The 24,810-nt window shown below is 69.8% G+C and carries 18 protein-coding genes and 1 pseudogene; 15 read left to right on the top strand and 4 right to left on the bottom strand.

Going from position 1 to position 24,810, the window contains the following annotated elements; genetic code table 11:
• Positions 1 to 7 precede the first annotated feature (7 nt).
• Complete coding sequence (locus AB0P07_RS32695) at positions 8 to 406, top strand: RidA family protein (RefSeq protein ID WP_365557006.1); 399 nt, start codon at positions 8 to 10, stop codon at positions 404 to 406.
• 27 nt (positions 407 to 433) lie between these two features.
• Positions 434 to 1,282, top strand: a pseudogene (locus AB0P07_RS32690) (alpha/beta hydrolase); the annotation flags it as partial.
• 88 nt (positions 1,283 to 1,370) lie between these two features.
• Here AB0P07_RS32690 and AB0P07_RS32685 read toward each other — a convergent pair.
• Complete coding sequence (locus tag AB0P07_RS32685; protein WP_365557067.1) at positions 1,371 to 1,562, bottom strand: DUF5999 family protein; 192 nt, start codon at positions 1,560 to 1,562, stop codon at positions 1,371 to 1,373.
• A 289-nt stretch (positions 1,563 to 1,851) separates the two neighbouring features.
• On the opposite strand from AB0P07_RS32685, the gene AB0P07_RS32680 reads away from it, so the two are divergent.
• Positions 1,852 to 2,295: a DUF6299 family protein gene (locus tag AB0P07_RS32680; protein ID WP_365557003.1), complete on the top strand. Its 444-nt coding sequence runs from the start codon at positions 1,852 to 1,854 to the stop codon at positions 2,293 to 2,295.
• 144 nt (positions 2,296 to 2,439) lie between these two features.
• On the opposite strand, the gene AB0P07_RS32675 is transcribed toward AB0P07_RS32680, so the two are convergent.
• Entirely contained in the window at positions 2,440 to 3,291 is an 852-nt protein-coding gene (locus AB0P07_RS32675) for a DUF2637 domain-containing protein (protein WP_365557000.1), read from the bottom strand.
• Positions 3,292 to 3,799: 508 nt separating this feature from the next.
• On the opposite strand from AB0P07_RS32675, the gene AB0P07_RS32670 reads away from it, so the two are divergent.
• The 10 genes from AB0P07_RS32670 to AB0P07_RS32625 all read left to right on the top strand — a co-directional run bounded on the left by AB0P07_RS32670 (position 3,800) and on the right by AB0P07_RS32625 (position 13,222).
• Complete coding sequence (locus AB0P07_RS32670; RefSeq protein ID WP_365556997.1) at positions 3,800 to 4,261, top strand: hypothetical protein; 462 nt, start codon at positions 3,800 to 3,802, stop codon at positions 4,259 to 4,261.
• A gap of 50 nt (positions 4,262 to 4,311) precedes the next feature.
• Entirely contained in the window at positions 4,312 to 4,821 is a 510-nt protein-coding gene (locus tag AB0P07_RS32665; RefSeq protein ID WP_365556996.1) for a hypothetical protein, read from the top strand.
• A 58-nt stretch (positions 4,822 to 4,879) separates the two neighbouring features.
• Positions 4,880 to 5,647, top strand: a complete 768-nt coding sequence (locus tag AB0P07_RS32660) for a thioredoxin domain-containing protein (RefSeq protein WP_365556993.1) — start codon at positions 4,880 to 4,882, stop codon at positions 5,645 to 5,647.
• Complete coding sequence (locus AB0P07_RS32655; RefSeq protein WP_365556989.1) at positions 5,644 to 6,489, top strand: cytochrome c biogenesis CcdA family protein; 846 nt, start codon at positions 5,644 to 5,646, stop codon at positions 6,487 to 6,489. Before AB0P07_RS32660 ends, AB0P07_RS32655 begins: the two co-directional genes overlap by 4 nt.
• 125 nt (positions 6,490 to 6,614) lie before the next feature.
• Positions 6,615 to 7,730: a substrate-binding domain-containing protein gene (locus AB0P07_RS32650; RefSeq protein WP_365556986.1), complete on the top strand. Its 1,116-nt coding sequence runs from the start codon at positions 6,615 to 6,617 to the stop codon at positions 7,728 to 7,730.
• 278 nt (positions 7,731 to 8,008) lie between these two features.
• Positions 8,009 to 9,028, top strand: coding sequence for a hydroxyacid dehydrogenase (locus tag AB0P07_RS32645; RefSeq protein ID WP_365556984.1), 1,020 nt, complete (start codon positions 8,009 to 8,011; stop codon positions 9,026 to 9,028).
• A 56-nt stretch (positions 9,029 to 9,084) separates the two neighbouring features.
• A complete protein-coding gene (locus AB0P07_RS32640) occupies positions 9,085 to 10,347 on the top strand; it encodes an extracellular solute-binding protein (RefSeq protein WP_365556981.1) in 1,263 nt (420 codons plus the stop codon).
• Entirely contained in the window at positions 10,344 to 11,288 is a 945-nt protein-coding gene (locus AB0P07_RS32635; RefSeq protein ID WP_365556978.1) for a sugar ABC transporter permease, read from the top strand. Before AB0P07_RS32640 ends, AB0P07_RS32635 begins: the two co-directional genes overlap by 4 nt.
• Positions 11,285 to 12,196: a carbohydrate ABC transporter permease gene (locus AB0P07_RS32630; RefSeq protein WP_365556976.1), complete on the top strand. Its 912-nt coding sequence runs from the start codon at positions 11,285 to 11,287 to the stop codon at positions 12,194 to 12,196. The genes AB0P07_RS32635 and AB0P07_RS32630 overlap by 4 nt, the downstream gene beginning before the upstream one ends.
• Positions 12,197 to 12,259: 63 nt before the next feature.
• Positions 12,260 to 13,222 (top strand): hypothetical protein, encoded by a 963-nt coding sequence (locus AB0P07_RS32625; RefSeq protein WP_365556973.1) that lies wholly within the window; start codon positions 12,260 to 12,262, stop codon positions 13,220 to 13,222.
• A 717-nt stretch (positions 13,223 to 13,939) separates the two neighbouring features.
• Here the strand turns inward: AB0P07_RS32625 and AB0P07_RS32620 are convergent.
• Positions 13,940 to 14,923 carry a L,D-transpeptidase family protein gene (locus AB0P07_RS32620; RefSeq protein WP_365556970.1) on the bottom strand — a complete coding sequence of 328 codons (984 nt, stop codon included), beginning with the start codon at positions 14,921 to 14,923 and terminating at the stop codon, positions 13,940 to 13,942.
• A 35-nt stretch (positions 14,924 to 14,958) separates the two neighbouring features.
• Positions 14,959 to 15,471, bottom strand: a complete 513-nt coding sequence (locus AB0P07_RS32615) for an MmpS family transport accessory protein (protein WP_365556967.1) — start codon at positions 15,469 to 15,471, stop codon at positions 14,959 to 14,961.
• A gap of 317 nt (positions 15,472 to 15,788) precedes the next feature.
• Here AB0P07_RS32615 and AB0P07_RS32610 point away from each other — a divergent pair, with 317 nt between their 5' ends.
• Both AB0P07_RS32610 and AB0P07_RS32605 read left to right on the top strand, forming a co-directional pair.
• On the top strand, positions 15,789 to 24,479 hold the full coding sequence (locus tag AB0P07_RS32610; RefSeq protein ID WP_365557064.1) for a DNRLRE domain-containing protein: 8,691 nt from the start codon (positions 15,789 to 15,791) through the stop codon (positions 24,477 to 24,479).
• A complete protein-coding gene (locus AB0P07_RS32605) occupies positions 24,476 to 24,778 on the top strand; it encodes a hypothetical protein (protein WP_365556964.1) in 303 nt (100 codons plus the stop codon). The genes AB0P07_RS32610 and AB0P07_RS32605 overlap by 4 nt, the downstream gene beginning before the upstream one ends.
• The last annotated feature ends 32 nt before the right edge of the window (positions 24,779 to 24,810 follow it).

Genomic DNA, 24,810 nt, shown 5'->3' with positions numbered 1-24,810 from the left:
CCGGAGCATGACCGCCGAACGGGTGAACCCGCCCGAACTCTCCCCGCCCACCGGCTTCTCCCACGCCGTCGTCGCCACCGGCACCCGCGTCGTCTTCCTGGCCGGCCAGACCGCCCTCGACACCGACGGCAAGACCACCGGCGACACCCTCCCCGCCCAGTTCGAGCAGGCCCTCACCAATCTCCTCGCCGCCCTGCGCGCCGCCGGCGGCACCCCCGCCGACCTCGCCCGCGTCACCGTCTACGCCACCGACGTCGCCGCCTACCGCACCCACGCCGCCGACCTCGGCCGCACCTGGCGGGAGCTGGCCGGCCGCGACTACCCGGCGATGGCGGTCGTGGAGGTCGTACGACTCTGGGACGAAAGGGCGTTGGTCGAACTCGACGGGTTCGCCGTACTGCCGTAGCGCACCCGCCGCGCCTACCATTCCGGCATGTCGGACATCGAACTGAGCGCGGGAACCATCGAGTACGAGGACACCGGCGACGGCCCGGTCTTCGTCCTCCTCCACGGCCTCGTCCTCCCCCACGCTCGGCTTCGCTCGCGCGGGAGGTGCCCCCATCCGGACCGTCTGGCGCAAGGTCATCGCCGACCTGCGCACCGACCACCGGGTGATCGCGCCGACCCTGCCCTACGGCGCCCACCGCCGCCCGATGCGCCGGCCGCCCACCCCCGACCTGGTCAACGAAATGATCGCCGAGCTCCTCGACCGCCTCGACCTCACTGACGTCACCCTCGTCGAGAACGACTGCGGACGCGCCCAGACGGTGGCCGCCCGGCACCCGCAGCGCCTCGCACGGCTGGCCCTCGTCGCGTGCGAGGCGTTCGACAACTACCCGCCGGGCCTGCCGGGAAAGCTGATCGGCGTCGCCTGCCGGACGCCCGGCGACGTGGCCGCGCTGGTCCGCACCCTGGGCCTCAAGCCGCTGCGCCGCCTGCCCGTCGGCATCGGCGCCCTCACCAAGCGGCCGGTGCCGGACGCGGTCGTCGACGGCTGGCTGCACCCGCTGCGCACCGATCCGGCGATCCGCCGCGACTTCCGGCACTACGGCACGCACGTGCGCCGCGACGAACTCCTGGAAGCCGCCCAGGGTCTGCGGAGGTTCGACCGGCCCGCACTCGTCGTCTGGGCGACCGAGGACCTGATGATGCCCCGCGCCCACGGCCGACGCCTGGCCGAACTCCTCCCCCAGGGAGGCTGGTGGAGGTCGAGGACAGCCGGACGCTGATCCCCGAGGACCAGCCGGAGCTGCTCGCGACTCTGCTGCGGGAGTTCGTCGCCGGGAAGCGCAGACCTTATGACTTCACCGGCCCCCGTTTGATCCCTACTGGCTCCTGTCGACCGCTGCCGGGCCGGCCGGCGGAAGCGGTCAGGCGGCCGTCGTCAGATGTCCGACCGGCAGCCGGTGCGGGGCGACGACCAGGCCGTCGGACCGCAGTTCGCCGGTGTCGTCGAAGACGACCGTGCCGTCGCACAGCAGGTGCCACCCCTGCTCCGGGTGGGCGGCGACGACGTGCCCACGGGCGTCGGTTGCCGGGCAGGAAGGCCGGTGGGTACACATGGCGCACCTCCGTGTCGGGAGACCGTCCCTTCGTCGGGACCGTCGCGTGCACCGACCGTGCGCCCACCGGCGAGTCGCCGCCAAGACCCCGGTGGCAAGCGTGACGACACCCGCACAAGCCGGCGACGGTTCCACGACGGCCGACGCGGACTCGCCACCGAGGGGTGACACGGACTCGCCACCGAGGGGTGACACGGACTCGCCACCGAAGGGGTGACGGTCACTCCCGCCCGACCCTCCGCCCGGTACCAGTGGAACCCATCATTCCGACCCACCGGGAGGTTCCCCCATGCGCGTACGATCCGCCGCCCTCGCCACGGCCGCCGGCGCCGCCCTGCTCCTGCTCGCCGCGCCCGCCGCCCCGGCCGCCCCCGACGACGCCCGCCTCGTCACGGAGTCGGTGACCGTCGACCCGATCGGCCGCATCGCCGCCGACGGCAGCGTCACCCTCTCCGGTACCTACCACTGCACCGGCGGCACCGGCCCGGTCTTCGTCAGCTCCAACGTGAGCCAGAGCGACCCGTCCGTCCGGTACGGCATCGGCGGCACCCGCGCGGTCTGCGACGGACTGGAGCACCGCTGGGTCAACACCGGCACGCCCGACACGGTCGTCCTCGAGCCCGGCGCGGCCCACGTCGAAGCCACCCTCATGGAGTTGCGCCCCATGGGCATCGTGCCGCTCCCGAGCTTCCACGCCCGGCAGGCGCGGGACGTGACCCTGACGGCCTCCTGACCCCTCGCGACGGCCGGTGTCCGAACCTGTCGAAGGAACGCCCCACGACGACAGTCGGAGTTCCGTTTCCTTCGCATTCTCCCCGCCCTCCGCGTCCCGCGGAGGGAATGGAACCCTGTTCCGACCGCATTGTTGCGCTCGGGGTCAGATTCTTTTCCCGGGGCGTGTGCCCGGCCGCGGCGGGCACACCTGATTCTGCCGTTGCTGCGGAAGGGACACCCCCTCGGAGACCCCCTTGCCCGACGGATCGTCACCCGGTGTGACGGCGGCGCGCTGCCGGTGGCGCGGCACCGCCCGCCGCGGCGGACGGGTGAGCGTGATCTGCCGGACGACCTGCTGGAAGCAGACCAGCGAGGCCAGGCCGGGCAGGGCGGCCGCCGCGCCGTCGCTGACGGTTCTGGGCGCCTCGACGATGCACAGGAACATCGCGATGGCCGAGAACAGCAGGACGACGGCCCAGGAGTGCACCGCGCGGCGCTGGTGCAGCGCGGCCCGCAGCACCGCCAGCGACGCCACCAGCCAGGGGCCGTAGACCAGCAGGGGCCACCACGACACGACACTGCCCCGGGTGCGGGTCACGGCGGCCAGACGCAACGGTTCGTAGGCCACCATGCCGCCGAACAGGCTCACGGAGGCCGCGATGACCGCGGCCAGCGCGGCGACGAACAGGCTCGCGGCGCGCAGCCGGCTCACCCTTCTCCCTCTGCGGACCCTGCGGTGACTCGTCGGGGACTCCCTCAACGGGGGCAACTCCGCCGTGATCTCCTGGAGATTGCTCAGCGGTGTGCCCGGGGCGGGTGCGAGCGCCGATGTGTCCGTGACGGAGGGGGAGGGGACGCCGGTCTGCTGCTCCATCGCGTCCTGGAGCAGGAAGGCGAGCTCCTCGGCGGGGTCCCAGCCGGGTTCGGGCGGGACCAGCGTCTCCTGGAAGGCCTGCTCGGGCGCGCGGTGCCGGCCCCTGCCCGTGGCGTGGAACGGGCCTTCGCCGTACGGCATGCGGGGGTGAGTGGGTTCTTCGTACACGAGGTGCGGATCACTCCGCCCGGGTGCACGTCAGGGAGCCCTGCGCACGGCCCCACCGCTCGGCGAGGCCGCTCTCCAACTCGGTCATGACGTCCAGGAAGCGCTGCAGGACCGGCTCGGTCACACGGAGAGGGACGGGGTGCCCGCCTCTGGTCAGAGTTCCGTCGCTCGGTGACGGACAGTGAGCTCTGCCGGGCCTGTAGGTGTACGGGCCAAGCGCCGTCAATTCCCCGTGTTCCTCGGTCATATCCGAAGTAACGTCTGCCTACTCCGTCGGATGCGCGGCAGTCGAGTGAACGATTTCTGCGATACTTACCCAATCCCGAATTCACACCGGTTCTGTCGTGGCCCTGTACGAAGAGCGTCAAGGGTTCCCCGGAAAGCCGCCGCCCGCGGATACCGGCCCCTGGGTGGCCGGCCCCCGGCGCGGGTGACCTAGGCTGGCCGCGACCACGGACGGCCTGACGGCGCGGGAGCGGCGATGAAGCGAGCGGCACAGGGACGGGCGCACGCCCGGTTCCGTGGTGTGCTGGCGCTGCTCGTGGGCGTGGTCGCGCTGCTGTGCGTCTTCGGCCACGCGGAACGTGGCGGACAGGACGCGCTCCCGCCCACCGCGGAGCGACCGCACGCCGTCGCGAACACGGCGAACACAGCGGATGCGGCAGATGCGGCCGCGGCCGCCCGTGCCGGAGTTGCCGTCGCCGCCGTCGACACCGTCGCCGAACCGTCGGACGGTGCGGCGGCCCCGTGCGGCAAGAAGGCCGTCGGCGACCACGGCGTGCAGCGGGCGGAGAATCCGCCGCCGCCGTCCACTTCGGGAGGCCGCGCCGGACTCGCGTCCCCGGACACCGATTCCGCGCCACTCGTGTCACAGCACTTCGGGGCGTCGGCAGGCGGCCCCGATCCGCCCCCGGCGACCCTCCACTCCGTTCTGCGGATCTAGACCGGCCCGTAGGCCGCGTCCCTGATTCCTCGGAAACGGAGTTCTTCGGCATGTCCTCTTCCCGGCGCTCCTGGCGGCGGGCGGGTGAGGCGCTGAGCGGTTGGCGGTCCCGACAGTGGACCGTGGCGGGCGCGGGCGCCCTGGCCACGGCGCTCCTGGTCGGCGCGCCCACCGACGTGGTGCCCAACCCGCTGTTCGGCCGGTCGGTCCCCGTGCAGTGGTGGAACTACCCCGCCCTCGCCGTCACGGCCGCACTGGCCGGCATCGTCCTGAGCACCTACGTGCGCGGGCCCGCCGTGCGAGAGCCCTCGTCCGCCCCGGAGCCGCGAACCGCCGACGGCGGCCGTCTCGGGGCGATCGGCGGGGTGCTGTCCTTCTTCGCCGTCGGCTGCCCGGTCTGCAACAAACTCGTCCTTCTCCTCCTCGGAGCCTCCGGCGCCCTGAGCTACTGGGCTCCGCTGCAGCCGCTGCTGGCCGTCCTGTCGGCAGGTCTGCTGGCAGAAGCCGCGCTGCGTCGCCTGTCCTCCCAGACCGAGTGCCCGGTCACGGCTTCCCCCTGACCCGGGGCCCGGTCCCACACCCTTTCCCCTTTCCCTCCCTCGACGTCTGAGGTGCCCCATGACCGGATCGACCGGATCCACCCCGTCCTCGTCCCGCCGCAACCGCAGGCGGACCGTCACGGCCGCCGCGGTTCTCACCGCCGCCGCGGTGACCGCGGCCTTCGCCCCGACGCTCGACGGCTCGGACGCCCGCGAGGAGAAGGCCGGCGAGCCCGCGGCCGTCACCGGCTCCGCCGCCCCCGCGCCCGCCGACGAGAGCCTGCTCGCCCTCGCCCGCCGCGACGCGTCCGACCCGCTGGCCGTCGGACGCGCGGACGCCCCCGTCGTCCTGATCGAGTACTCCGACTTCCAGTGCCCGTTCTGCGGCCGGTTCGCCCGCACGACCAAGCCCGAACTGCTGCGCTCGTACGTCGACAAGGGAATCCTGCGCATCGAGTGGCGCAACTTCCCCATCTTCGGCGAGGAGTCCGAGCAGGCCGCGCTGGCCGGCTGGGCGGCCGGGCGGCAGCAGAAGTTCTGGGAGTTCCACGACGTCGCCTACGGCAAGCCGCGCGAGCGCAACTCCGGCGCGTTCGACGCCGAGAACCTCATCGCCATGGCCCGCGAGGCAGGCGTCGCCGACATCGAGCGCTTCCAGGCCGACATGGCCTCCGACCAGGCCCGCAGCGCTGTGCGCGCCGACCAGGAGGAGGGCTACAACCTCGGTGTGACCAGCACCCCGGCCTTCCTGGTCAACGGCAGGCCGATCCTGGGCGCCCAGCCCACGGACACCTTCGAAAGGGCCGTCGAGACCGCGGCGGACACGGCCAAGGCGGCCGGACGGTGAGCGAGGCCGGCCTGGCGATGGCCTTCCTCGGCGGGCTCCTGGCCCTGCTCAGTCCGTGCAGCGCACTGCTGCTGCCCGCCTTCTTCGCCTACTCCTTCACCAGCCGCACCCGACTGGTGGCGCGCACCGGCCTGTTCTACGTCGGCCTGTGCACCACCCTCGTCCCGCTCGGCGTGGCGGGCTCCTTCGCCAGCCGCCTCTTCTACGGTCACCGGGACGCCCTGGTGACGACGGGAGGATGGACGGTCATCGCCCTGGGCGTGGCCCAGATCGCCGGACTGGGCTTCGGCTCCCGCCGGATGGCGCAGGCCGCGGGCGGGCGCCGTTCGGGCTCGGCCCTGTCGGTCCTCGCCCTGGGCACGGTCTACGGGCTGGCGGGCTTCTGCGCGGGGCCGGTCCTGGGCGGCATCCTGACCGTGGCCGCCGTGGACGGCGACCCCCTGCACGGCGGCGTCCTGCTCGCCGTCTACGCGCTCGGCATGGCGGTTCCGATGTTCGTACTCGCCCTGCTGTGGGACCGGTTCGACCTGGGCGGCAGGCGCTGGCTGCGGGGCCGGACCTTCCGGGCGGGCCCGCTGACCCTGCACAGCACCGCCCTGATCGGCGGCCTGTTCTTCGTCGCGCTCGGGGTGGCGTTCCTGACCTTCGACGGCACCTCCGCACTGCCGTCGGTGCTCAGCACCGACACCGAGTTCGCCCTGGAGGAACGGCTGTCGGGCATCGGGGCTGCGGTGTCCGACCGGACGGTCCTGCTGATCCTGGCCGGCGCGGCGGCGCTGACCGCGCTGCTGATGCTGCTCCGGCCCGCCGCAGGCGAAGCGCGATGCCGACGGGGCCGGTGAGGGTCCGGTTCTGGTCCTGAGTCGCACAGGCCGACGGGTCACTCTGCCGGTGTCGGTCCGATCAGAAAAGATAGCGTGAAGCCGACTGCCCCGCTTCCGGGGCATGGCTTGAGGGGGTACCGGCGATGCCTTTGGCGGCCGAGCGTCAGGAACGCATCCTTGCCGCGGTTCGCAAGCACGGCATGGTGCGGCTGGCCGACCTCGTGAAACAGCTGGGCGTCACCCCCGTGACGGTACGTCGCGACGTGACGCTGCTGGCGGACCGGGGCCTGGTGCAGCGCGTGCACGGCGGCGTCGCCCTGCCGCACAGGGCACAGACTCCTCAGACCCGGGAAGGGGTGTCCGGCGCCTACGGGCCGATGGCGGCCCGGACCCTGGTGGGCATGGTGGTGCCTTCCGTCGAGTACTACTGGCCGCATGTCATCCAGGGCGCGCACGCCGCCGTGGCCGCCGCCCAGGGCAGACTCGTCATGCGCGCCTCACGCTGGGACGACCCCGCCGAGGACCGACGACAGGTCAACGCCCTCCTCGAGCGGGGTGTGCAGGCACTCCTCATCGCCCCCACCACGACGGGGGACGGCGCCATGGAACTGCTGCGCTGGCTGCGCTCACTCACCGTGCCCGTCGTCCTCGTCGAGCGCCGCCCGCCCCAGGAACTGGCCACCCTTGCCCTGGACGCCGTCATGACCGCCCACGCGCTGGGCGCCGGCCTGGCCGTGCGGCACCTCGTGACACTGGGGCACCGCCGCGTCGCGCTGATCACCACCCGTCAGAGCCCTACGAGCACCGCGCTGCGCACCGGGTGGCAGGACGCGGTGGACACCCTGCGGCTCGACTCCCACGAAGGGCTCGACATCGAGGTGCCCTCGTACGGGTCCCCGGGCTGGGCCGAAGCGTACACAGACGTGCTGACGCGCAGTCGGGACCTCGGCGTGCGAGGGCTGCTCGTGCACTCGGACCGTGAAGCCATCGGTCTGATCGAGCAGGGCCGGGAGCTGGGCATCGGCGTCCCGGACGAGCTGGCGATCGTCACCTACGACGACGAGATCGGGGCGGCGTCCGACCCGCCGTTGACCGCGGTGCGGCCGCAGAAGCACCGCCTCGGCGTACTCGCGGCGGAACTGGTGCTGGCGAAGGTGGCCGAGGTCGGCGGGGACTGGCCCGTTCACCGGCTGGAGCTGTGGCCGAACGTGGTGGTTCGCGAATCCTGCGGGACCGCGCCCGAGCCGGAACAGCTGTAGCCCGAGCCCGCGCCCGAGACGAGCGAGCTCGGTGTCATCGCTGACCGCTGACCGCTGACCGCTGACCGCTGACCGCCGGGTCCGCCCGGGCCAGGTGCCGAAGGTGAACGCCGAGTAGCCGCCTCGCAGCGAATGTTCGAACGTGATCGATTTCTTTCGCTTATGGCTGGGGCTCTGGTGGTGCGGTGCGCCCACCCCTTATTCCTTACCCCACGCGTTCCGGCCACTCCGCCTCAACCCAAGTGGCACTTCCCCCTATGAATGGGAGCCCGTACCCCATGCAGACCAAGCCCCCTGCTCTGGTCGTGATGAGCAGGCCGAGCCTCGAGGCGCACTTCGACCGCCCTCGGCTGCAACGCCTGTCCGAAGTGGTGGCGTTGGACGACCCTTTCTGGACGGACGAACTCGACACACCGCAGGCCCGCGCTCGCCTGGCACGTGCCGAGGTGCTCATCACCTCGTGGGGAGCGCCGGCACTGACCCCTTCGCGCCTCGACGCGGCGCCCCGGCTGAGGGCGGTCATGCACGCCGCGGGCAGTGTGCGGGAGTTGGTGGGACCGGACGTCTGGCGTAGAGGGATCCGCGTGACGAGCGCCGCGGACGCCAACGCCGTGCCGGTGGCCGAGTACACGCTGGCCGCGATCATCTTCGCCGGCAAGAAGGCCCCCTTCCTCGCGGCCGACCGGCAACGGGCCTACGGCGGCTGGGGTTCGGTGAGCGGCTACGGCGACCTGTCCAATTTCGAACGCACCGTGGGCCTCGTCGGGTTCTCCCGCATCGGCCGGCGCGTGGTCGAGATGCTCAAAGTGATCAGCGGGACGGAGTGCCTGGTCGCGGACCCCTATGCGGATCCGGAGGAGGTGGCCCGGGCCGGCGCCCGGCTGGTGACGCTCGACGAGATGCTGCCGCAGGTCCACGTGCTCTCGCTGCACGCTCCGGAACTCGCCGAGACCCGCCACCTCATCGGCGCGGAGCAACTGCGCCGGCTCCCCGACTTCGCGACCGTCGTCAACACCGCCCGCGGCAGCCTCGTCGACGCCGAGGCCCTGGCCGCGGAGTGCCGCTCCGGGCGGCTGTTCGCGATCCTCGACGTCACCGACCCCGAGCCGCTGCCCGTCGACTCCCAGTTGCGGCAGGTGGCGAACGTGATGGTCACCCCGCACATCGCGGGCTCGCTGGGCACCGAGATCGGGCGGCTCACCGACCACGTGCTGGACGAGCTGTCCCGCTGGGCCTCCCGCCGGCCCCTCCAGGCAGAGATCACCGAGGAGCACTGGGCCCTCGGCCTCAGCGCATGACCCGCCGCGACTCGACCCCCACGTCGTATCCGACCGCTCGAAGGAGAGCCAACGACATGAAGACGAAGAAGAACCTCACCACCGTCGTCCCCCTGGTCATGGCCGCGGCCCTGGTCGCCGCCGGCTGCGACGCCAGCGGCTCGACCAGCACTTCCGACGGCCGCACCGTCGTCAAGATCGCCCTGTGGAACTACGACACCACGCCGGAGTGGAAGGCGCTGATCGACGGCTTCGAGGCGAAGCACCCCGACATCGACGTACAGCCCGTCGACATCCTCGCCGAGGACTACCCCGACAAGGTCACCACCATGCTGGCCGGCGGGGACACCACCGACGTCCTCACCATGAAGAACGTCACCGACTACGCCCGCTACGCCACGCGCGGCCAACTCGAACCGCTCACCGACCAGGTGAAGAAGCTGCCCCAGGCGTCCTACTCCGGGCTCAAGGACTTCGACCTGGACGGCCAGTACTACGCCATACCGTACCGGCAGGACTTCTGGGTCCTGTACTACAACAGGGCGCTGATCGGCGACGCCGATCTCTCGCACCTGACCTGGTCCCACTTCGCGGACCTCGCCAAGAAGACCACCAAGGGGTCCGGCCCCTCCAAGGTGTACGGCACCTACCTGCACACCTGGCGCTCCGTGGTGCAGGCGATCGCCGCCGCCCAGACCGGCGGCGACCTGCTCGGCGGCGACTACGGGTTCATGAAGGACCAGTACGCGATGGCCCTCGACCTGCAGAAGGCCAAGGCCACCCTGCCCTTCTCCACCGCCTCCAGCCAGAACATCACCTATGACTCGCAGCTCACCACCAAGAAGGCGGCCATGGTGCCGATGGGCACCTGGTGGGCGGCAGCGCTGCTGGCGGAGAAGAAGCAGGGCAAGAACCCCGTGGACTGGGGCATGGCGCCGATGCCGCAGGTCTCGGCGAACGGTGAGACGGTCACCTTCGGCTCACCGACGGCGTTCGCCGTCAACAAGAAGGCCAGGAACGCCGAGGAGGCCGAGGAGTTCGTGACCTGGGCGTCGGGTCCGGAGGGCGCCGCCGCCATCGCGAGCATCGGAGTCGTGCCCGCCTACTCGGACGACAAGATCACGGACCGGTTCTTCGCGGTCGAGGGCATGCCGAACGACCCGGTCTCGCGGCAGGCCATGCAGCCGTCCAGGGTGCAGCTCGAGATGCCGGTCAGCGACAAGTCCTCCGACGTCGACCAGATCCTCACCGAGGAGCACGAACTCGTCATGAGCGGCGAGAAGTCCGTCGACGAGGGCATCAAGGAGATGAACGACCGGGTGAGGAACGACGTCCAGTGACCACAGTCCCGCCTCCCACCGCGAAGGTCACCGCCCCGAACGTCACCGCGGCGCACGCCGCCGCGGCCAGGCGCCGGCGCCGCCGCGTCACCCTCATCGGCTGGACGTTCATCCTCCCGAACTTCCTGGGCTTCGCCGCCCTCACCCTCGTACCGGTCGTCGGCGCCCTGGCGGTCTCGTTCACCCACTGGGACTCCTACAGCACTCCCGAGTGGGCGGGCCTCGACAACTACCGCCGGATGTGGGACGACGACAACTTCTGGACCGCCTTCGAGAACACCTGCTACTACGCGGCCGGACACATTCCCCTCACCCTGGCGGTGTCGCTGGGACTGGCCGTCCTGCTGAACCAGAAGCTGCGCGGCGTCAGAGTCCTCCGGACCGCCTTCTTCTTCCCGTACATCACCTCGCTCGTCGCCGTCGCGGTGGTGTGGAACATGCTGCTGAGCCCCGAAGTGGGCCCCGTCAACCAGTTCCTGCAGTCCATCGGCATCGCCCACCCGCCCGGCTGGACGACCTCCACGGACTGGGCCATGCCGGCGCTCATCGTCACCAGCGTCTGGCGCGACATGGGCTACTACATGGTCCTCTTCCTCGCCGGCCTGCAGACCGTCCCCGCCGAACTCTACGAAGCGGCACGCGTGGACGGCGCCGGCCCGTGCAAGCGCTTCTGGCACGTCACCCTGCCCGGCCTGCGCCCCACCACCTTCTTCGTCCTGGTGATGCTCACCATCCAGAGCTTCAAGGTCTTCGACCTGGTGCAGGTCATGACCGAGGGAGGCCCGGGCCGCTCCACCCTCGTCCTGTCCCAGCTGATCTTCAGGGAGGGCATCACCCAGGGGCGCTTCGGCTACTCCTCCGCGGTCTCCCTCGCCCTCTTCGTGGTCTGCCTCGTGATCACGGCCGTCCAGTTCTACTTCCAGCGAAGGAGCGAGCGATGAACACCACCGTGCTGCGGAAGGACAGCACCCGTTCACCGGCCCCGCCGCCCATGACGGCAGATGCGGAGCGCGGGCGTCCCGGCCGTGCGCTGGGCACCGTCGGCCGCGTCGCGCTCCACGCGGCACTGACCGGCGTGGCCCTGCTGATCCTGCTGCCGTTCATCTGGATGCTGATCTCCTCGGTGAAGGCGGACCGGGACGTCTTCACGGTGCCCATCGAGTGGGTGCCCAAGGAGTACCACTGGGACAACTTCAGCCGGATCTGGACCGACATCCCGCTCGCCGCCTACCTGGGCAACTCGCTCTTCCTCTCCGTCGTGATCACCTTCCTGCAGGTGCTCACCGGCAGCTTCGCCGCCTACGGCTTCGCCAAGATGCGCTTTCCCGGGAGGGACCTGCTCTTCGCCGGCTACATCGCGACCATCGCGGTGCCCTGGCAGGCGTACATGATCCCGCAGTACATCATCATGCAGAAGCTCGGACTGGTGAACACACACCTGTCCCTGATCCTGCTCCAGGCCTTCGGCGCCTTCGGCGTCTTCCTGATGCGCCAGTTCTACCTGACCATCCCCGACGAGATCAGCGAGGCCGCCCGCCTGGACGGACTGAGCGAGTACGGCATCTGGGCCCGGATCATCCTCCCCCTGTCCAAACCCGCCCTCGCCAGCCTCGCCCTGCTGACCTTCGTCAACACCTGGAACGACTACATGGGTCCGTTCATCTACCTCACGGACAACAGCCTGTGGACCGTTCAGCTCGGTCTGCGCTCGTTCATCGGCCAGTACGACGCCCAGTACGCGATGATCATGACCGGTTCGGTGCTGTCCATCCTGCCGATCCTCCTGGTCTTCCTCCTGGGCCAGCGCTACTTCGTCCGGGGCATCGCCACCACCGGCGTCAAGGGATAGCAAGGTCAACGGACATCAAGGGTCAAGGGACATCAAGGGTCAGGGGACAACAAGGGAGGGGCCATGGCCGGCCGAGCCACCACCGCATCCGCCACCGGCGCACGCCTGCGCCTCAACGTCGCCCACAGTTCCTGGGACCTCCTCTGGTCCCACGTCCACCGCATCCTGGTCATCAACCTCGGAATCGCGGCGGCGAACCTGCCGCTGCTGGCCGCGCTGCAGCTGCACCACCACCCCTGGCGCCACCCGCTGCTCTTCGGCCCGCTCCTGCTCCTGACCGGCCCCTCCCTCGCGGCGGCCTTCGCCTACCTCGACGAGGCGGGCGGAGCGGGGCAACCACCGGTTCGCACGTACCTCCGGGCCTACGCACGGCTCTTCCGCCCAGCCCTGCTCACCTCAAGCCCGTACCTGCTGGCGGCCTGCGTCGCCGTCGCCGACGTCGTCATGCTGCGCACAACTCCGCTCGGCCCGCCCCTCGTTCCCATGGCCGCCGTCGTCGCCGTCCTCGCGCTGCTCTCCCACGTCGTCGCCCTCGCCCACGTCGCCGGGCACGGGACCGTCGCACGCAGAGCCTTCGTCCTGGTGCCGTTCGCCGTGGTCCGCCACTGGTTCCTCACCCTCGTGAACCTGGTCCTGCTCACTGCCGGGCTCCTGCTCGTCAACCAGGCGCCGTTGCTCGGACTGGCCGTCCTGCCCGGCTGCGTGCTCAGCGTGATCTGGCACAACTGCCGCTCCATGCCGCCCCTGACCTCGCCGCCCGGGCAGCCCGGCCCCGGCGAAACGGGGAGTCCCTCCAGAAGGGACTCCAACGGCTTGCACAGCTCTCTTTCGGGCTGCCCTTCAGCCGGCGCCGGCGCAATGGTCGCCGGCTCACAGCAACGTCGCGCCCTCGCCCGCCACCCAGGTCCGCCAGACACGACGGGTGTTCGGCAGGTCAGGTCGGTCGAGGAGCCAGAGCACGTACCCGGCGTGGCAACGGGCCCACGGACTGTCCGACTCCGCCGCCCGGTCGAGCCTGCCCCGTAGCCCAGGGCCGTCGACAGCCCGGGCAACCCGCACGTACTCGCGGTCCTTGCAGCGATACGCCCGGCGGACGACGACATCGACCAGGTCGGTGAGCTTCGCCTTGACCGCTTCGTCGTGGCGAGCGCGGGCCACCGCCCGGATCAGGCTCTGCTTCGTACCCCACGCCTTCGCATGCCGCGTCCACTCCAGCGGGTACCTCGCCTCCCACTCCAGGAAGAGCAACACATAGGGCAGCCCCGGCCACAGCGCCAGATCCCCGTCCACGGGACCACCCCACACCCCGTCGGGCAGCGAACACCTCTGGGCCTGCTGATACCTGTGGCGCGCCTGCAGAAAGGCCGGCTCCCGGTACTGCTCGTCCCTTCCCAGGGACCGCGTCAGCAGCCACAGCTCGTTGGACCGGGCGAGCGCGTTCTCGACCTTCCTCTGCGCCTCCGCCAGCCGGCCGAGCGCCGCACGTCGCACCGCCGGATCCTCCGCCGCAAGCCCGAACGCCCAACCCAGTCGCTCAGCCCACGCACCGGCGTCGTCCCCATCCGCACCCGCCTCTTCAGCCACGCACGGGATTCTCTCCTGGCGTGGCCGGCTCACTCCACCCGACGGTGACGGCGATCGCAAGTCGTCGCTCACCTCCCGGCCCGGCGGCCAGGAGTGGCTGACCGTCGCCGGACAGCTCTGACGCCCGGCGCCCGACCGCGGAACGGTTGCTCAGGACGGTCAGCCGATGGCGATCCGGGGGTGGGCGGACGGTTTGATCCAGTTCATGACTCGGTCCATGGTGGCCCGGGGGACGGAGACGCACCCTGCCGTCGCCCCGCTGCCGTTGACATGGAGGAAGATGCCGGCGCCGCGGCCGGGGATGGCGGGCCACCGGTTGAAGTTGATGACGAGCGCTTTGGCGTACTGGGTCGGGTAGCCGATGAGGTGTTCGCTGCCCCGGTCGCCGGACTCGGTCAGCGGGAAGTCCGCGCCCTGTGTGCTGTGCATGGAGTTGTAGAACTCCGACTCGGGGTCCTCCACCCACCAGTCGTCGTCCGTGACGACGTGGTACGGCATGCTCGTGCCGCCCGCTTCCACGCCGAACCCCTCGGTGATCGTGTACGTCCCGGTGGGGGTGGTCCAGGTGCCCTGCCGCCGCGTAGCCCCGTTGGTGACGCCGTTGGACCCGACCCGCCCGGAGGCGGTGGAGAACTGCGCCTTCCAGCCGGTGGATCCCTTGGCCCACGCGGTGACCGTGGCGTAGGAGCCGCGGGCCTCGACCGTGACGACCTGCGTGGCATTGCCGACCTCGACGGGGACCGGGAAGTCCGGGGCGTCGGCGACCGGCGCCGGGTCCGGTTGAGCGCTGGTGTCGGAACCGGAACCGGATCGCGTTCCTCCCGCCGTGTCGCCGTCGCCGTCGCCCGCATCGCCGGCTTCACCGGCGGCCGAGGCGGTCGCCCCGGCGGTCGGCGAGGCGCTCTCGCTCGGTGTGGCCGACGCCGAGGGGGAGGCGGACGCGGTGCCGGACGCGCTGGGGGAGGCCGTGGCCGAGGCGCTGGATTCGGTCGAGCCCGTTCCCGCGTCTGCTGCCACCTGTTCCGCCGCCGCGTCTCCCTCGTCCGCACCGCAGCCCGTGGTGAGGAGCAGCGCACCGCAGGTGGCGACGGCGATGACGAGTTGGTGGGGGCGTATGGGCAGGGTGGCGTGTTCGGACAGCACGAAGGGGTTCCTTCTTCGAGAGTATGAGTACGTGATCAAGTGCCGGCGGCGGGCAGCTCACCCGTGCAGGTGGCCCGGCCGAACTCGCCCACGGCTGTGGCGCGTTGCACGTGCTTGCCGCGGATCGCGAGGGTGCAGGCCGCCTGGCCGCCCTTGTCGCCGAGCACGACGGCGACGGTGGGGGTCTCGCCGAGCGGCACCTGGACGGTGTGCTTCCAGGGCAGTTCGGCGTCCCGCACGACGGTGGCCCTGCCGTCCTCGTCCGGGCCGAGGTAGGAGATCTCGGCCGCGCCGTCGCCGGTGACTTCGTAGGTGACGGCGGCGGTCGGGGTCGTGGACGGCTTCGGCTCGTCCTCGGTGTCGAGCAGTCCGTAGCCGACGAGCCCGGCGCAGGCGAGCAGCAGGACGGCGGCGATCAGGACGCCGGTCCGGGCGCCACCGGTCGCCGTGACCTCCGGGGTCTCCGGGTTCGCCGAGCTGTCCGAGTCCTCCGGTTTTTCGGTGCTCCCGGTGTTCTCCGTGCTCTCCGCTGAATCCTTGGCTGACATGTACGGGGCTCGGCTTTCGACGGTCCGGATCAATTGCGGGGCGGTTATACACCATGGCGAGTCGGCGACGCCATCGAGCGGACAAACGCGGGCGAAACAACGGCGTTTCCGTCAGTCAATTGCCCGATTTGAGTGCTCGCTTGACAGGCCGTCAGTCGCCCTGTCGATAATCCCGCCGCCGCGCCCCGCGAGCCGATTTTTCGCCTGCTCGCCGGGTGCTGCACAGCTATGCACCAAGCCGTGCGGAACTCTCCGCGACGGCTCGTTCGGCGCGCCCGATTCGCGTTCGGCGGAGTGGGTCGCCGATGGCGAAAGGTATGCACGTGAAGGTGCCTTACAGGAGATATTTCTCCTGTCTGGTGGCCGCGGCGTTTGCGGGCACGCTCTTGCCGCAAGTCGCCTATGCGGCTCCACCGTCGAATTCCGGCAAGGACGGTGACAAGGGATTCTTCGCCACCGTCTCGGACTGGCTCGGGAACGACGAGAAGGAGACCCCCGAGCCACCGTCGCACGGCGGTCTCGGCATGGCCGACCGGCAGAAGCTCCCCAAGGGGAAGAACGCGCCGAAGGCGAAGAGGGTCAAGGAACTGACCTCGCACCGCACCCCGACGGCCCGCTTCTGGCAGCTGTCCGACGGGCGGGTCGAGGCGGAACTGACGGCCGCGCCGACCTCCTACAAGGACCCGGCGGGCAAGTCCTGGAAGACGATCGACACCCGGGTGGCGGCCACCAAGGCCAAGGGGTTCGACTTCGCCAACACGGCCAACACCGGTCGCAGCTGGTTCGGGTCCGACCCGGGCCGGCTGCTGCGTTTCGAGGCCGGTGACGGGGGCCGGTCGGTCACCCTCGGTCTGGCGGGCACGAGCGGCCGGCTGAAGCCGGAGGCCGAGGACTCCACCGTCACCTACAAGGACGCGGTCGGCGGTGCCGATCTGTCCTACGTGGTCGGTCCGGGCCGGGTGAAGGAGAACATCACCCTGTCCGAGCGGCCCGCCGGTCCCGTGACGTACACGTTCACGCTGGACACCGAGGGGCTGACGCCGAAGGCCCGCGAGGACGGCTCGATCGCCTTCTTCGGGGAGCTGCCCAACACCCCGGTGCTGGTCGTCCCGGCCCCGTACATGACGGACGCGAAGAAGTCGGCGTCGTCGCCGTACGGGTACGCGTACAGCGCCAAGGTCACGCAGAAGCTCCAACGCGCAGGCGACGGCTGGAAGCTGACCGTCACGCCGGACGCGAAGTGGCTGGCGGCGAAGGAGCGGCAGTATCCGGTCGTGATCGACCCGACGATCACGATCGCGCCGTCGCCGTCGGGCTCGCAGGACACCATGGTCCTGTCCGACCAGCCGGGGGTGAACTTCAACTCCTCCTGGAAGCTGGCGGCGGGCAAGACGTCCGCGTCCGCCACCTCCCGTTCGCTGCTGAAGTTCCCGCTGGACGAGATCCCGGACGGAGTGAAGATCGACGGCGCCCGCCTGGGCGTCTACTTCGACCAGTCGCACACCACCAACGGCAACGACGTCACCATCGAGGCCCACCGCGCGACCGGCGCCTGGGACGAGTCGACGGCCACCTGGTCCAACACGTCCGGCCTGGTCGGCGAGTTGTCCGGCACCAGCGTCCAGGTCGACGACGGCGACGCGGGCACCACGGCCGCGAAGGGATCGTGGCCCGCGTCCGGCTCGACGCTGACGCAGTACGCGATAGGCGACGACTACCACTACAACAAGGACACGGTCGCCGGGGACACCTACACCTGGCAGCCGAAGGTCACCGACAGCGGCACCTACCGCGTCGACGTGCACTACGTCGCGGCCTTCGACCGGGCGACCAACGCCCCGTACACGGTCACGCACCGGGACGGCACCCAGACCTTCACCGTCGACCAGACGGCCGGCACCAACGGCGTGTGGGCGTCGCTGAACGACGGCGGCCAACTGCCCTTCACCAAGGGCACGGTCGGCAAGGTCGTCCTCGGCGACGGACCGGCCTCGTCCTCGACGGCGGTGCTCGCGGACGCGGTGCGGCTGGTGAACCCGGCGCAGATCGTGAAGAACAGGGGCGAGTACAACCAGTGGCACGAGTTCCCGGTCGCCGACACGGTGCAGAAGTGGGTGAGCGGCACCGCCGCCAACCACGGCTTCGTGCTGATGGCGAAGGACGAGTCGTCCACCGGCCCGCTCGGCGGCCCCCGCTACGAGGCCGGTGACGGCGCCTACGGCGGCGAGACGTCCACCATCCCGCGGCTGACGGTGACCTACGGCAAGGTCGGCACCGCGCTGAACTCACCGACCGTGGTGCACTCCACCGGCCCGGAGCTGTCCTGGAAGGCGTACTCCAACACCACCGGTGACGCGGGCCTGGACATCGTGGAGTACCAGCTGCACCGCTCCACCCAGCAGGCGTTCACCCCGTCGGCGGCGACCCTGATCGCGCCGATCAGCGCGTCGGAGACCAGCTACACGGACACCACCGCGGTCCCGACGCCCGACTCGGCCGCAGGCGAGATCGACAAGTCGTACTACTACCAGATCGCGGTGAAGACGAAGAGCGGGGAACTGCTCGGCTCCCCGACCCGCATCGTCGGTATCCCCAAGGCCGGCCGGACGATGAAGATCATCCAGGGCAGCCAGGGCGGCGTCACCGACACCACCCTGTCCTCCGCCCAGCCGTCCACCAACCAGGACACCATCCGCTCCTGGGACGTCGACCAGAAGTGGCTCAGCGTCGGCAACAACTCCGGCACCTACGGCAAGACCCGGGCCGTGCTGAAGTTCCCCACGGACGACATCCCGTCCACCGCCACGGTGATCAACAACCGCATGTACATGTGGGGCGCGGAGACCACCACCGACACCGACGGCGCGATCTACGAACTCCACGCCCTCAACCGGGACTTCTCCGAAACCCAGGCCACGTGGAACAACGCGACCTCCACCACCGCCTGGAGCAGCGCCGGCGGTGACATGTCCGCCGCCGTCTCCGACACCGTGGCGAGCGTGTCGGACGTCGGCCGCCACTGGTGGGACGCCACCGGCCTGATGCAGAGCTGGATCGACGACCCGGCCGGCAACAAGGGCGTCGCGGTGAAGCTCAAGGACGAGTCCGCCTCCGGCCCGCAGGAGCGCACCCTGTTCCTGTCCGCCGAGGCCGCCGACCCGCAGCTGCGCCCGTACATGCAGGTCATCTACGTCGACTCCACCACCGAGGACACGTACTACGCCCCGCAGACGCCGTCCCGGATGACCCCGAACACCACCTACACGGTGGACTTCACGGTCACCAACACCACCTCCGCCCAGTGGGCGGCGGGCGAGCGGGAGCTGTCCTACACCTGGAAGCTCCCCGACGGCACCGACGTCACCACCGGCGGCAACCAGCTCGCCACCCCGATCCCGGCCCTGCTGCCGGGCAAGTCGGCCACGATCCAGGCGAAGGTCTCCACGCCGGTCAACTCGGACTCGGGCAACAAGCGCGGTGAGTACGTCCTGGGCTGGGACGTCCGCAAGAGTGCGGACGGCAGCTGGCTGTCGGCCGGCACGAACGCCATCCCGCCGCTGAAGCAGAGCGTCGCGGTCGAGGACCCCACCTCCAACCAGCTGGGCCTGGAGAAGTTCTACTCCTACACCGGCAAGAACACCGGCGCCGGCTCCACGGTCATGAACAACCTGGCCTCCGGCAACAGCGTGTGGTCCTACAACGCGTTCACCAACCCGGGCCGCGGCCTGACCACGTTCGCGCGTTTCTCCTACAACTCGCTCGACACCTCCGACACCGTCTCGGGCGCGGGCTGGTCCGCGCAGCTCGCCGGTCCCGTCCGCCTCGGCGCGCCCCTGGACTTCCACCCCAACCCGAACCCGACCGAGGTCCGCCTCCCCGACGGCGACGGCACCACACACGTCTTCCGCCTGCAGGACGACGGCACCTGGAAGGCCCCGGCCGGCGTCCACTACCGGCTGACGATGAAGCCCGGCCTGGACTGCAAGCCCAACAAGGACCCCGTCCCGGACGCCTGGACCCTGCTGCGCCCGGACGGCACCCGCTTCCTCTTCGGCTGCGACGGCTATCTGACCTCGACGGTCGACAAGAACGGCAACACGCAGACGTACACGTACGAGGAGCGCAAGTCCAACAACAAGCCGACCAAGTTCCTCAAGTACATCACCGACCCCGCGGGCCGGAAGTCCCTGACCGTCGACTACTACGACAAGGCCGACGCGCCGTTCCCGAAGGTCGCGGACCACGTCCGGTCCATGACCGACATCTCGGGCCGCAAACTGACCTTCGAGTACTCGGACAAGGCGCTGCTGACCAAGCTGACCGACGGTGCGGGCTCGGCCCAGCCGAAGGTGTTCGGCTTCACGTACGACGCCACGCAGGGCAACAAGAACGTCAAGCTGGTCACCGCCACCGACCCGCGCGGCAACGGCACCGACCTGGCGTACTACGCCCCCAAGACCGGCGACGACCCGAAGTACCACTGGTGGACGAAGATCCTTACCGACCGCCTCGGCGGTGACACGGGCTTCACCTACGCGGCGGACACGGCGAACCCCAAGTTCACGGACGCCACCGTGACGGACGCCGAGAGCCACGCGACGAAGTACGTCACCGACGACTACGGCCGCCCCGTCCAGACCACCAACGCCAAGTCCCAGACCACGAAGATGAGCTGGGACGCGGACAACAACGTCACCTACCTGGAGGAGGCCAACGGCGCGAAGACCGCCTACTGCTACGACCAGAAGACCGGCTACCCTCTCTGGCAGCGCGACGCCGAGAACAACAAGAACGGCGTACCGCCGGCCACGGACTGCGCGCCCGGCACGCACCCGGCGGACGCGGCCACGTACGACTACCAGACCCGCGCCGACGGCTACGCCGCCGACCTGTGGCGCAAGACCTCGCCCGAGGGCCGCGCCTGGCAGTTCGGCTACGACACCTTCGGCAACCTGAAAACGGTCACCGACCCCAAGGGCGTCGCCACGGCCACCGCCGACGACTACACCACGACCTACGAATACGACGCCCACGGACAGCTGACCAAGGCCGTCGACGCCAACGGCAACCCGACGACGTACGGGGCCTTCGACGCGACCGGCTATCCGGAGACGATCACGGACGCGCTGGCCCACACCACGGAATTCGTCTACGACGAGCGCGGCCAGGTCACCAAGGTCACCGACGCCTACGGAAAGGTGACCACGCAGACGTACGACACCTTCGGCCGACCCCTGGTCAGCACGGTGCCGAAGAACCAGGACGAGGGTGACCTGATCACCATGCCCGCCCCGGAGTACGACGCCAACGACAACGTCACCACGTCGACGGCGCCCAACGGAGCGGTGTCCACCGCCGTGTACGACGCCGCGGACCAGATCACCTCGGCGACCGCGCCGAAGGACACCACCACCTCGGACGAGCGCAGGAGCACCTACACCTACGACAAGGTCGGCCACCTCACCACGACCACCGAGCCCAAGGGCACGCTGACCACGTCGGACCCGGCCGACTACGTCACGACGAACCACTACGACGAGATCTACCAGCTCACCTCCGTGGTCAATGCGGTCGGCGACACGATCAGTTTCGGGTACGACGACGTCGGCAACACCACCAGGGTCGTCGACCCGAAGAAGAACGCCACGGCCGACACCACCGACTACACCACCAGGACCGCCTACGACCTGAACCACCGCGTCACCTCGGTCACGGACGCCGCGGGCCACACCACCAAGCGGGCCTACGACAAGGACTCCCTGGTCACCTCGACCACGGACGCGGAGAACAACACCACGCTCATCACCTATGACGAGCGCGGCAAGACCGCCGAGGTCAAGGTCCCGCACAGCGGCACGACGGCGATCACCTACCGCACGACCCGGTACGAGTACGACGAGGTCGGCAACACCACCAAGGTGATCACCCCGCGGGCCGTCGCGGCGGACACGACCACGGCCTTCACCGCCCGCACCGAATACGACGCGCTGAACCGGCCCGTCAAGCAGTACCAGCCCTACGACCCGGCGGACGCCCGCCACAACGACCCGAACGTCTACACCGAGACCGTGTACGACAAGGTCGGCCGGGTGGCGAAGACCTCGCTGCCGCCCTCCGAGGGGCAGACGGTCCGCAACACCACGGTGTTCGACTACTTCGACAACGGCTGGGTGAGGTCCTCCACGGACCCGTGGTCCATCGCCACCACCTACGACTACAACGACCTGGGCCAGCAGACGGCCCGCACCCTGACATCGGCGGGCGGTTCCTCCAACCGCACGATGTCGTGGTCGTACTACCCCGACGGCAAGCTCGAGTCCCGCTCCGACGACGGTGTCCCGGTGGGCAGGTCGGTGGTCCTGGTGGACAACTCCGACACCCAGAACACCGCCACCACCGGCACCTGGGCAGCGGGGGACAGTACCGGCCAGCAGGGCTACGACCACCGTACCCACGCCGCCGGCACGGGCACGGACGCCTTCACGTGGACGCTGGACATCCCCGAGGACGGCACGTACACCGCGTACGTGAAGTACCCGGAGGTGACCGGCGCCGCTACAGCGGCCGAGTACACCCTCACCCACGGCACCACCACCGAACCGGCCGTCACCAAGAACCAGACGACCGGCCCCGGCACCTGGGTCGCCCTCGGCGACTACGCCCTCGAGCAGGGTGAGGACACCGAGCTGAAACTGGAACAGAGCGGCACGGGCACGGCGGTGGCCGACGCGGTCAAGCTGGTCCGCGACAACTCCGCCGACACGGACACCGAACAGAAGACGTTCACCTACGGCTACGACGTCAACGGCAACCTGACCTCGATCGACGACACCTCGTCCGGGGCGCGGACCGACGCCTACACGGTCGCCTACACGGGCCTCAACCAGGTCCAGACGGTCACCGAGTCCCTGTCCGGCACGGAGAAGAAGGCCACGTCGTACACGTACGACGCGAACGGGCAGCCGGCGACGGTCACCCACCCCAGCCAGTTCTCCCAGTACACCTACGACCTGCGCGAACTGGTCAAGGCCGTCTCGGTCGGCAAGACGGCGACGGACACCGACCCGAAGGTGACGTCGTACACGTACACGGCCCGCGGCCAGAAGCTGAAGGAGACCAAGGCCAACGACAACACCGTCGACCACACCTACTACCTCGACGGCGCCCTGAAGTCGACGACGGAGAAGAAGGCGGACGGCACCACGCTGGTCGCCTCCCACACCTACGCCTACGACCCCAACGGCAACAAGGCGCAGGACGTCGCGAAGAAGATGAACGCCGACAACCACGCGGCGTACCTCGACTCCACGACCGACTACAGCTACGACCCGGCGGGCCGGCTCACCACGTCCGTCAAGACGGGCAACGGCGCGGGCGCGGAAACCTACGTCCACGACGACAACGCCAACGTCGTGAGCCAGACGGTCAAGGGCACGACGACCGCCTACCACTACGACCGCAACCGCCTGCTGACCGCGACGACCTCCGGCGTCACGGCCGACTACACCTACGACCCCTTCGGCCGCCAGCAGTCGGTGACGTCGCAGGGGCAGGTCATCTCCCGGAGCGTGTACGACGGCTTCGACCACGTCGTGGAGTCCCAGAAGATGGACGACACCGGCGCGATGAAGTCCACCACGTACACCTTCGACCCGCTGGACCGCACCGCCTCGAAGACGGCGGACGGCAAGACCACCGACTTCGAGTACCTCGGTCTGTCCAGCGAGGTCCTCGGCGAGAAGGTCGCGGGCGAGCTGACCAAGTCCTACCAGTACAGCCCGTGGGGCCGGCGCCTGTCGCAGATCAAGCACAACACCGACGGGACGACCGAGGACGGCTACTACGGCTACAACAGCCACACCGACGTCGAAACCCTGACGGACGACAACGGCGACACGAAGGCCACCTACGGCTACACCGCCTACGGCTCCAACGACGAGTCCGAGTTCACCGGCATCGACAAACCCGACACCACCGACCCCACCAAGGAGGACTACAACCCCTACCGCTACAACTCCAAGCGCTGGGACGCCCAGTCCGGCACCTACGACATGGGCTTCCGCGACTACAACCCGGGCCTCAACCGCTTCACCACCCGGGACATGTACAACGGCGCCCTCGCCGACATGGGCCTGGGAACCGACCCGTTCACCGGTAACCGGTACGCGTTCACCGGCGGCAACCCGACCAGTTTCGTCGAGTACGACGGTCACCGGCCCGCGGAATGCAACGAGTCCGGCTACACCTGCAGGATGAACGACGCGGGCGGCTGGGACGTGAGTACGTCCCCGACCTCCACGGGACCCGACAGCACGATGGTGGACAAGACACCGGACTGCTCGGGCTACGGCTACCACGTCAAGGACGCCTGCACGGCGGCCGGTGTGATGCAGATGTCCCAGGAGCACCTCAACCTCATCAAGGGTGCCGCGGGGTTCGACACGGCGGGGCGGGCCTCCTGGTCGGACTGGGACGCTTTCCTCTACCTGATCAAGCAGACCGACGTGTTCGCCTACAAGGCGGACTTCGTGGGCCAGTACGGTGACGTGATCAACGCCGCCGCGAAGAGGTATGACCTGCCCGCCTACCTGCTGGCGGGCGTCGCATACAACGAGGTAGGGGGTGATCCGCCGAGCGCGGACGACGCCAAGAACATCCTCACCGGTGACCCCAACACGTCGTTCGGCGAGGTGAGCATGCAGGTGGACACCGCGGGGGATCTGCTGGGCTACGACTCGGGCAACATGACCCAGTTCCAGAAGAGCAAGGTCATCGAGTCGCTCAAGGACCCGGCGCAGAACATCTTCATCGCCGCCCGCTATCTCTCCGTGGCGCGGGACAAGATCGCGGGCATGAGAAGCGGGAACGAACTGACCAGTACCGATGTGAAGAACATCGGCGCGTACTACAACGGCGGCCCGGACTACTATCTGACGGATCCCGCTCCGCAGGAGTACGGGCAGCTCATCGTCGACAGACAGGGAATGCTGGAGGGGCTGATCGGATGACTACGATGCGAGCGTCTTCCCTCGCCAAGTCCTGCGGTGCCGTCGTGCTGTACGCGGTGGCGGCGGCCCTGGTGCTGTTCAGCTTCGCCATGACGGTCGAAGCGGACAACCCGGCTGCATTCCCGGGACGGCGGGACAACGACGGGGCATTCGGAGCACTGCTGTGCGTCGGTATTGCCGCCCTTTCGGCGGCGGTGGCCGTGACATCGCTCTCGCGACGCCTGCTGTCCAAGGTCGTCTGCGCGGCGATCATCCTCGTGTGCGTCTATCGAGTGGTCGGCGTCGCCGGACAGCTCTGACACCCGCGCCCAACTGAGAGCGGCCGTGCCGG

It is taken from the genome of Streptomyces sp. NPDC085944, assembly GCF_040686295.1.
Taxonomy (GTDB): domain Bacteria; phylum Actinomycetota; class Actinomycetes; order Streptomycetales; family Streptomycetaceae; genus Streptomyces; species Streptomyces salinarius.
The sequence above is the reverse complement of the archived record's forward strand: the minus strand, read 5'-3'. Positions and strand labels throughout refer to the sequence as shown.

Excerpts from the sequence above, each read along its gene's own strand:
- AB0P07_RS32695 (WP_365557006.1), top strand. The coding sequence starts at position 8 with ATGACCGCCGAACGGGTGAACCCGCCCGAACTCTCCCCGCCCACCGGC.
- AB0P07_RS32685 (WP_365557067.1), bottom strand. The coding sequence starts at position 1,562 with ATGTGTACCCACCGGCCTTCCTGCCCGGCAACCGACGCCCGTGGGCAC.
- AB0P07_RS32680 (WP_365557003.1), top strand. The coding sequence starts at position 1,852 with ATGCGCGTACGATCCGCCGCCCTCGCCACGGCCGCCGGCGCCGCCCTG.
- AB0P07_RS32675 (WP_365557000.1), bottom strand. The coding sequence starts at position 3,291 with ATGCCGTACGGCGAAGGCCCGTTCCACGCCACGGGCAGGGGCCGGCAC.
- AB0P07_RS32670 (WP_365556997.1), top strand. The coding sequence starts at position 3,800 with ATGAAGCGAGCGGCACAGGGACGGGCGCACGCCCGGTTCCGTGGTGTG.
- AB0P07_RS32665 (WP_365556996.1), top strand. The coding sequence starts at position 4,312 with ATGTCCTCTTCCCGGCGCTCCTGGCGGCGGGCGGGTGAGGCGCTGAGC.
- AB0P07_RS32660 (WP_365556993.1), top strand. The coding sequence starts at position 4,880 with ATGACCGGATCGACCGGATCCACCCCGTCCTCGTCCCGCCGCAACCGC.
- AB0P07_RS32650 (WP_365556986.1), top strand. The coding sequence starts at position 6,615 with ATGCCTTTGGCGGCCGAGCGTCAGGAACGCATCCTTGCCGCGGTTCGC.
- AB0P07_RS32645 (WP_365556984.1), top strand. The coding sequence starts at position 8,009 with ATGCAGACCAAGCCCCCTGCTCTGGTCGTGATGAGCAGGCCGAGCCTC.
- AB0P07_RS32640 (WP_365556981.1), top strand. The coding sequence starts at position 9,085 with ATGAAGACGAAGAAGAACCTCACCACCGTCGTCCCCCTGGTCATGGCC.
- AB0P07_RS32630 (WP_365556976.1), top strand. The coding sequence starts at position 11,285 with ATGAACACCACCGTGCTGCGGAAGGACAGCACCCGTTCACCGGCCCCG.
- AB0P07_RS32625 (WP_365556973.1), top strand. The coding sequence starts at position 12,260 with ATGGCCGGCCGAGCCACCACCGCATCCGCCACCGGCGCACGCCTGCGC.
- AB0P07_RS32615 (WP_365556967.1), bottom strand. The coding sequence starts at position 15,471 with ATGTCAGCCAAGGATTCAGCGGAGAGCACGGAGAACACCGGGAGCACC.
- AB0P07_RS32610 (WP_365557064.1), top strand. The coding sequence starts at position 15,789 with ATGCACGTGAAGGTGCCTTACAGGAGATATTTCTCCTGTCTGGTGGCC.
- AB0P07_RS32605 (WP_365556964.1), top strand. The coding sequence starts at position 24,476 with ATGACTACGATGCGAGCGTCTTCCCTCGCCAAGTCCTGCGGTGCCGTC.